The 6,399-nt window shown below is 62.9% G+C and carries 5 protein-coding genes and 1 pseudogene; 1 reads left to right on the forward strand and 5 read right to left on the reverse strand.

Annotated features, from left to right (window positions below):
* A partial coding sequence (locus VK804_RS13245; protein ID WP_325371272.1) for a carboxymuconolactone decarboxylase family protein occupies window positions 1-430 on the reverse strand: 430 nt, incomplete at its 3' end.
* A gap of 232 nt (window positions 431-662) precedes the next feature.
* Between VK804_RS13245 and VK804_RS13250 the strand changes: the two genes are divergently transcribed.
* Window positions 663-1,709 carry a pentapeptide repeat-containing protein gene (locus tag VK804_RS13250; protein ID WP_325371273.1) on the forward strand — a complete coding sequence of 349 codons (1,047 nt, stop codon included), beginning with the start codon at window positions 663-665 and terminating at the stop codon, window positions 1,707-1,709.
* A 521-nt stretch (window positions 1,710-2,230) separates the two neighbouring features.
* Here the strand turns inward: VK804_RS13250 and VK804_RS13255 are convergent.
* The 4 genes and pseudogenes from VK804_RS13255 to VK804_RS13270 form a co-directional block, all read right to left on the reverse strand.
* Window positions 2,231-4,321 carry an acetate--CoA ligase family protein gene (locus tag VK804_RS13255; protein WP_325371274.1) on the reverse strand — a complete coding sequence of 697 codons (2,091 nt, stop codon included), beginning with the start codon at window positions 4,319-4,321 and terminating at the stop codon, window positions 2,231-2,233.
* Window positions 4,318-4,683, reverse strand: coding sequence for a Zn-ribbon domain-containing OB-fold protein (locus tag VK804_RS13260; protein WP_325371275.1), 366 nt, complete (start codon window positions 4,681-4,683; stop codon window positions 4,318-4,320). Before VK804_RS13260 ends, VK804_RS13255 begins: the two co-directional genes overlap by 4 nt.
* Window positions 4,680-5,816 (reverse strand): thiolase family protein, encoded by a 1,137-nt coding sequence (locus VK804_RS13265; RefSeq protein ID WP_325371276.1) that lies wholly within the window; start codon window positions 5,814-5,816, stop codon window positions 4,680-4,682. The genes VK804_RS13260 and VK804_RS13265 overlap by 4 nt, the downstream gene beginning before the upstream one ends.
* A gap of 121 nt (window positions 5,817-5,937) precedes the next feature.
* Window positions 5,938-6,399, reverse strand: a pseudogene (locus tag VK804_RS13270) (acyl-CoA dehydrogenase family protein); the annotation flags it as partial.

A 6,399-nucleotide genomic window follows, 5' to 3' on the forward strand; every position in this document is an offset into this window, starting at 1 on the left:
TCAGGGCCGCGGGCGTCAGTTTTGCCGCAATGGCGTTGAAGGTCGCATCGGTCGGACGGCGAAGGCCAACGATCTCATCGGTGAAAGCGAGCGCCGCCCGCTGCACCTCGTCAAAGCAGGTGGCGGACTTCCAGTCCTCGAGCGCTGCGTTTTGCTCGTCGGTCACGCCGACATTCTTGCCGATCCGCTTGTGGGCGGCGATTTCATACGGCGCCTCGCACAGGATTCCGGTGCGCGTGATGGCGAGTTCCCGCAGCACCGGATCCAGTTCGCCACGATGGCGGATCGCGCCGCCGAGCCGGCAATATTGCTCGAAGTAACTCGGCGAGTGCGCCATCATCCGGAAGATGTTGGCGTTGCGGTTCTTGCCCAGGATTTCGCGGGTACGTTCGTCCGATTTGGTTGTATCGCAATAGTCTATACGGGCCATGGCACACCTCAATTTTTCGGCTTCTGATCATTGGTTAGGGGCGCACGATGGAAAGCGCGTCCGTGACTATGCATGGCTGTCCGCGCGAGATCAACCGGCCGCGCCTATCGGCGATCCGCGCCGCGCCGGGCAAGAGTTAAGCTAAAGATTGCCTCGACTCGTGCAGATTGCTATTTTTCCTCTTTAGCGCAGCCCTAAAGGGCGATGGCCACTGCAATCTGGATGATCGTCGATGACGTCTGAGGAAGGGGAAGGCCACCACGTCGGTGCGGCAAAGACCTGGAACGAGTGGCGGAATCAGAATCCCGGCTTTTTGCCGGCTCGTCCATTTTGGTACGACTGCCCCGGTCGCGATGGCAGACAGATCAAGGGCCAGAACCGCCTCGACTTCAGCGGCGCCGATCTCTCCGGGCAAACGATCATCGGTGCCTTCGCCGAGGGCCTGAATCTTCGTGGTGCGGTGTTCGATGATACGAAATTCGAGGAGGGCGATTTTTCGCGCGCGGACTTCAGCAACGCGACGTTCCGCAACACCCGTTTCAACAAGACCATCCTGAGCGGCGCGAGTTTCGACGGGGCCACGTTCGTCAACTGCAACCTCAACCGTGTCAATCTCGTCGGCGCGTCGTTCTGCGTCCGCGAAATCACTGAAACCGTAGTTTACGGCATCGCCGCGTGGGACCTGAAGACATGCGAGGGAATGAAGCAGAGCAAGCTGGTGATCGAGCGGACCTACGATCTCTATTCGACGATCGTCGCCGATGGCAAGATTCCGCTGATGGTGGACGACATTGAGCTCGCGCAATTCGTTTACTATCTGAGTAGCCACAGGAAGTTGAGAGACACGCTAAATGTTCTCAATACCCGCGGCGTTTTGATGCTGGGCGGATTCGAAAACGGCGGGCTGGAACGGCTCAATTCGATCGGCGAACGCCTGGCGCACCACGGCTACATGCCGATGACGTTCGATTTCGGCCGACCGGACAGCCTCAGCATGACCGAGACCGTGATCACGATGGCAGGATTGTCGAAATTCGTGATCGTCGATTTGTCGTCGGGACCGAGCGTTCCCTTTGAGCTCAAATCCATTTTCATCGCAATGAAGAAGCCGTTGCTGGCGATTGGGAATCCCTTTGCGTTGTTTCGTGATATGGCCGACCTGACGAGCGTCGTCAGGATCGATCATCAGGACGAGGTCGAAACTAAGTTAAGCGAGATGGAACGGTTGCACGCCGCACGCGTAGTCGATCTCGCCCAACGCGATCGAGACAGTCTCTGACCTCGCTCAGACGGCGACGTGCAACGCGCGCGAACGCGACAACACGCAATTTGCGCTTCAAAAACTCCCCTACGCGCGCAAAATTCGGCTGCGGCGGAGCCAAAATGCCGCCGTATTACTGTCCGACGCTGGCACAGTCGATATTCGCCGAGTGGGGACTCAAAACAGCGGATATTCGGCGTGGGGTGTTCCGAGTAAAAATCTGACCGTCGGAGCGCGCGCTCGCGCATCGATGAGTCATGCCCAAATCGTGGTGCCCAAGTCTAGGGAGATCGGCATGAAGGAAGCCAGCAAAAGGGCAGCCTCGGAAGCACTCGCGCAAATGCTGGCGGTGACGGCCATGCTCGTCATCGCCAGCTTTGTGTTTTACTGGCGGTAATCCCGTGTCCCGGACGCGGTGCAGCGCTCTTCGCGCTGCTCCGCAGAGCCGGGACCCACTCGCGAGTCAATCAACATGGACCCCGGATCAGCTGCGCACCGCTTCGCGCCGCGCAGCGTCCGGGGAACGCAACACCAAGCCCCTATCCCAAAAACACCACGGCATCGACCACGACGCAGCCTTTCCCGGCGCTGTCGAGCAGCACCGGGTTGAGATCGAGGCTCATTACTTTGGCCGCGGGGTCGAGCATCAGCTCACCGATCTTCACCACGGCGCCGCCGAGCGCCTCGAGATCCATCGGCGGCTCGCCGCGCACGCCGGCCAACAACGGCGCGATCCGCAAGCTGCCGAGCGCCGCCTTGGCATCATCCATCGAGAATGGCGGCAGCAGCAGCGCGGTGTCGCGAAAAATCTCGACATATTTGCCGCCGTCGCCGACCGCGACCACCGGCCCAAAGACGGGATCGCGATGCGCCCCGATCATGATCTCGCGACGGCCGCTCGCCATCGCCGCGACGATGACGCCGTCGAACCGCGCGCCATGCCTGCGGATGATGTCCTCCATCTGCGCCCAGACCTCGCCGGCCTCCTCGCGGGTCCGGACGCCAAGTTTCACCAGCCCGAGTTCGGACTTGTGCGCGATATCGGCCGAGCAGCCCTTGACCACGACCGGACCGCCGATGGTCTCGAACGCAGCGACGGCTTCGGCGCGCGACCGGCACAGCCGGTACGGCACGACGGCAATGCCGCGCGCCGCCAGCAAAGCGAGGCTGTCGGCCTCGTTCAGCATGGTCGTAGCGGTGGACGCAATCATCGGCGGGCTCGTCTCCGTCCGCTGCGCCTTGCGCGCCAGCGTGCGCGCCATCAACTCGCGATGCGCCAGGAACTGATGCAGCGCAGTGACCGCCTCGGTCTCGGTTGGAAATACCGACAGCCCTTCGGATGCGAACTGATCGGCGACACTGCGTTGGGTCGCCGATATCACCACCGGCTTGCCGGTCTGCCTGCCGAAGGAGGCGGAGTCGCGGGCAAAGGCGTCGACGTCATAACCGGGACCGGCGACGGGAATGCCGATCAGAAACGCATCCGCCGCGGGGTCTTCGGCAAGCACCGGCAGGATGTCGCCGAACAGCCGGCCGTTGGACAATAGCGCCGCCGTCAGATCGATCGGGTTGGTGGTGGTGGCGAAACTCGGCAGGATGGTTTTGAGCTTCTTGTCGGTCTCGGCGGCGAGTTTTGCCATCGGCATGCCGACGGCGGTCGCGGCATCCGCGGTCAAGACGCAGACCGCGCCGGAATTGCTGATCGCCACCAGCCGCCTGCCCCGCGGTTTCCAACCCTTCAGATAAAGTTCGGTCGCCTCCACCAGCCCGCGCATGTCGGGCGCGCGCCAGATCCCGTGATGCTCGAAGAAGGCATCGACCACGCGATCCTCATTGGCGAGCGCGCCGGTATGCGACTGCGCCGCCTGCCGTCCCGCTTCGGAACGCCCGGATTTTAGCGCGATGATGGGGAGATCGCGATCAAGCGCCAAGGCCGCGAGTTCCTCGAGATACTTCTTCTCCGGGATGCTTTCGAGATAGAGCAGCAGCAACTTGACTTCGGGATCCTCGGCGACCGCGACCGCCAGTTCGCCGACGGAAATGTCGGCGTCGTTGCCGGTCGCGTGGGTGTGGCGGACGCCGATGTTGCGCTGGCGCAGGAAGCCGACCGGCACCGTCGACAGCGCGCCGCTCTGGCTCAGCATTGCGACATGCCCCTCTGACCGCTCCATATCCATGAACATGGTGGAGAAGCTGGCGATCGCGCCGGTGCCGAAATTGGCCAGGCCTTGCGAATTCGGCCCGACGATGCGCATGCCGGCCTTGTGCGCGGCTTCCACCATGCGGCGTTCCTTCGCCTTGCCGGCGACCGCGTCGACCTCGCCGAAACCCGACGCCATCACGACGGCGATCTTGACGCCGTGCGCGGCGCAGTCCTCCACGGCGCCGATGGCGTTGTCGCCGGCGACCGCGACGATCACCATTTCGGGCGCCTCCGGCAGGTCGTCGAGGCTCTTGAAGCATTTGTAACCCTGCACTTCGGAGCGCGACGGATTGATCGGAAAAATCCTGCCCTTGAAGCCGAACTTGTCGAAGTAGTGCACCGGTCTGCCGCCGACCTTGTTGGGGTTTTCCGAGGCGCCGATGATGGCGACCGAACGCGGATCGAGGGCTGCCCTGAGACGGCTCATGATTTTGCCTTTTCGAAATAGGGAACGAGGCGGCCGGCGAATGATGTGAACCGCGCAATCACGCGATCGCCGATCGCAAGATCGTTGTCGCCATGGGCCATCATGCGAAAGCCCTCGGAAGCGTCGACCAGGATGATGTTGTAGGGGATATGCGCGCGCGTCTCCGGGGTCGCGGCACGGCAGACCAGCGAAGTGGCGTAGACCGTGCCCTCACCGCTGGCGCGCCTTTGTTCAGGGTCCGGCGCGCCACAGGCGCAACAAAAACTGCGGCGGAAATATTGTTTTGTGCCGCAAGCCGCGCAGGACTGATAGACGATCGCTTCCGCGCCGGTGGTCCAGTCGGCGAGCCTGGCTTCGGTCATCGCACCCGCTCCAGGAACATGCTGACATGCGACGACAGCACGCCGCCATCGCCGTGCAGCAGCGCCATCGAGGCGTCGCGCACCTGGCGATTTCCGGCGCGCCCGGTCATCTGCAGATGCGTTTCGACCAGATGCGCCATCGCGCCGCCGACGCCGCAATGGCCGTAACTCAGCAAGCCGCCATGGGTGTTGAGCGGCATCGCGCCGTCGCGATTGAAATGCCCCGCTCGTACCCGCGCCGCCGCCTCGCCGCGCCCGGCGAGGCCAAGGTCCTCCAGCAGCATGGCGAGCGTAATGGTGAAACTGTCGTAAACCGCGGCGTAGCGCACATCCGATATCGCGACGCCGGCGGCTTGTCTGGCACGTGCAATCGCGATCTCGGCGCCGAGTTCGCTCAAAGCAGGCATCGCCGTGACATGCTGATGCGTATGCGCCTGGGCGCAGCCGCGCACGCGCACATGCGCCTGCCCGGTCGGCTCAAAGCTGACGATGAAAGCCGCGCCGCCGTCCGACACGGGACAGCAATCCAGCAATTTCAGCGGCAACGCCACCGGTTTCGAAGCCATAACGTCGGCGACCGTGATCGGCTCATGGAACTGCGCGCCGGGATGCGTGCAGGCGTGGGCGCGCATCAGCACCGCGAATTCGGCGAGGTCCTGCTGCGTCACACCGTATTCATGCATGTATCGCGAGGCGACGAGGCCGTAATAGGCTGGGATGGTCGGACCCAGCGGCACTTCGTATTGGGGATGCCCGACCTGTGCCAGCGCCAGGATCGAGGCGTCGCGGCTCTGCCCGGTCAGCCGGTTCTCGCCGCCAACCACCAGGACATGTCTTGTCACCTTGGCCTCGACCAGATGATGCGCCAGCATCGTCATGGCAAGCCCGGTCGCGCCGCCGACCTGCACGGCATGCGCGTAGGCCAGGCGAATGCCAAAATGCTCGGCAAACACGGTTGCCAGCATGATGTGCGGAGACACGGTGGAGTAGCCGCAGAGCACGCCGTCGATGTCGGCGCGTTTCAGGCCGGCATCTGATATGGCGAGTTCTGCTGCCTTGCTCATGAGGTCGAGCGAGGATGAGCCCTCATGTTTGCCGTAGGATGTGAGGCCGACGCCGGTGATGAAGCTCACGTGAGTACGACTCCTGTCGTCATTCCGGGGCGCATCGAAGATGCGAACCCGGAATCTCGAGATTCCGGGTTCGATGCTTCGCATCGCCCCGGAATGACGGAAGGAGAGAACGGAGCCAACATCAATACGACTTCGGCAGGCCCAGCACCTTCTCGGCAATAAAACTGAGAATGAGCTGCGGGCTAATCGGGGCGATGCGCGGGATCAGGGATTCGCGCAGGTAACGCTCGACATGATATTCCTTGGCGTAGCCGAAGCCGCCATGGGTCATCACCGCCTACTCGCAGGCCTGGAATCCGGCTTCGGCCGCGAGATATTTTGCGGCATTGGCCGCCGGACCGCAGGGCAGGCCTTGGTCGTATTGCCAGCCCGCCGACAGGGTCATCAGCCAGGCCGCCTCCAGTTCCATCCAGTTCTTCGCGAGTGGATGCTGGATCGCCTGGTTTTGGCCGATCGGACGATTGAACACATTGCGGGTTTTCGCATAGGCCGCCGCGCGCGACAGCGCCAGCTGGCCGAGCCCGACCGCTTCCGCCGCGATCAAGATGCGTTCCGGATTCATGCCGTGCAGAATATATTCGAA

The organism is Bradyrhizobium sp., from assembly GCF_035484855.1.
Classification (GTDB): Bacteria; Pseudomonadota; Alphaproteobacteria; order Rhizobiales; family Xanthobacteraceae; genus Bradyrhizobium.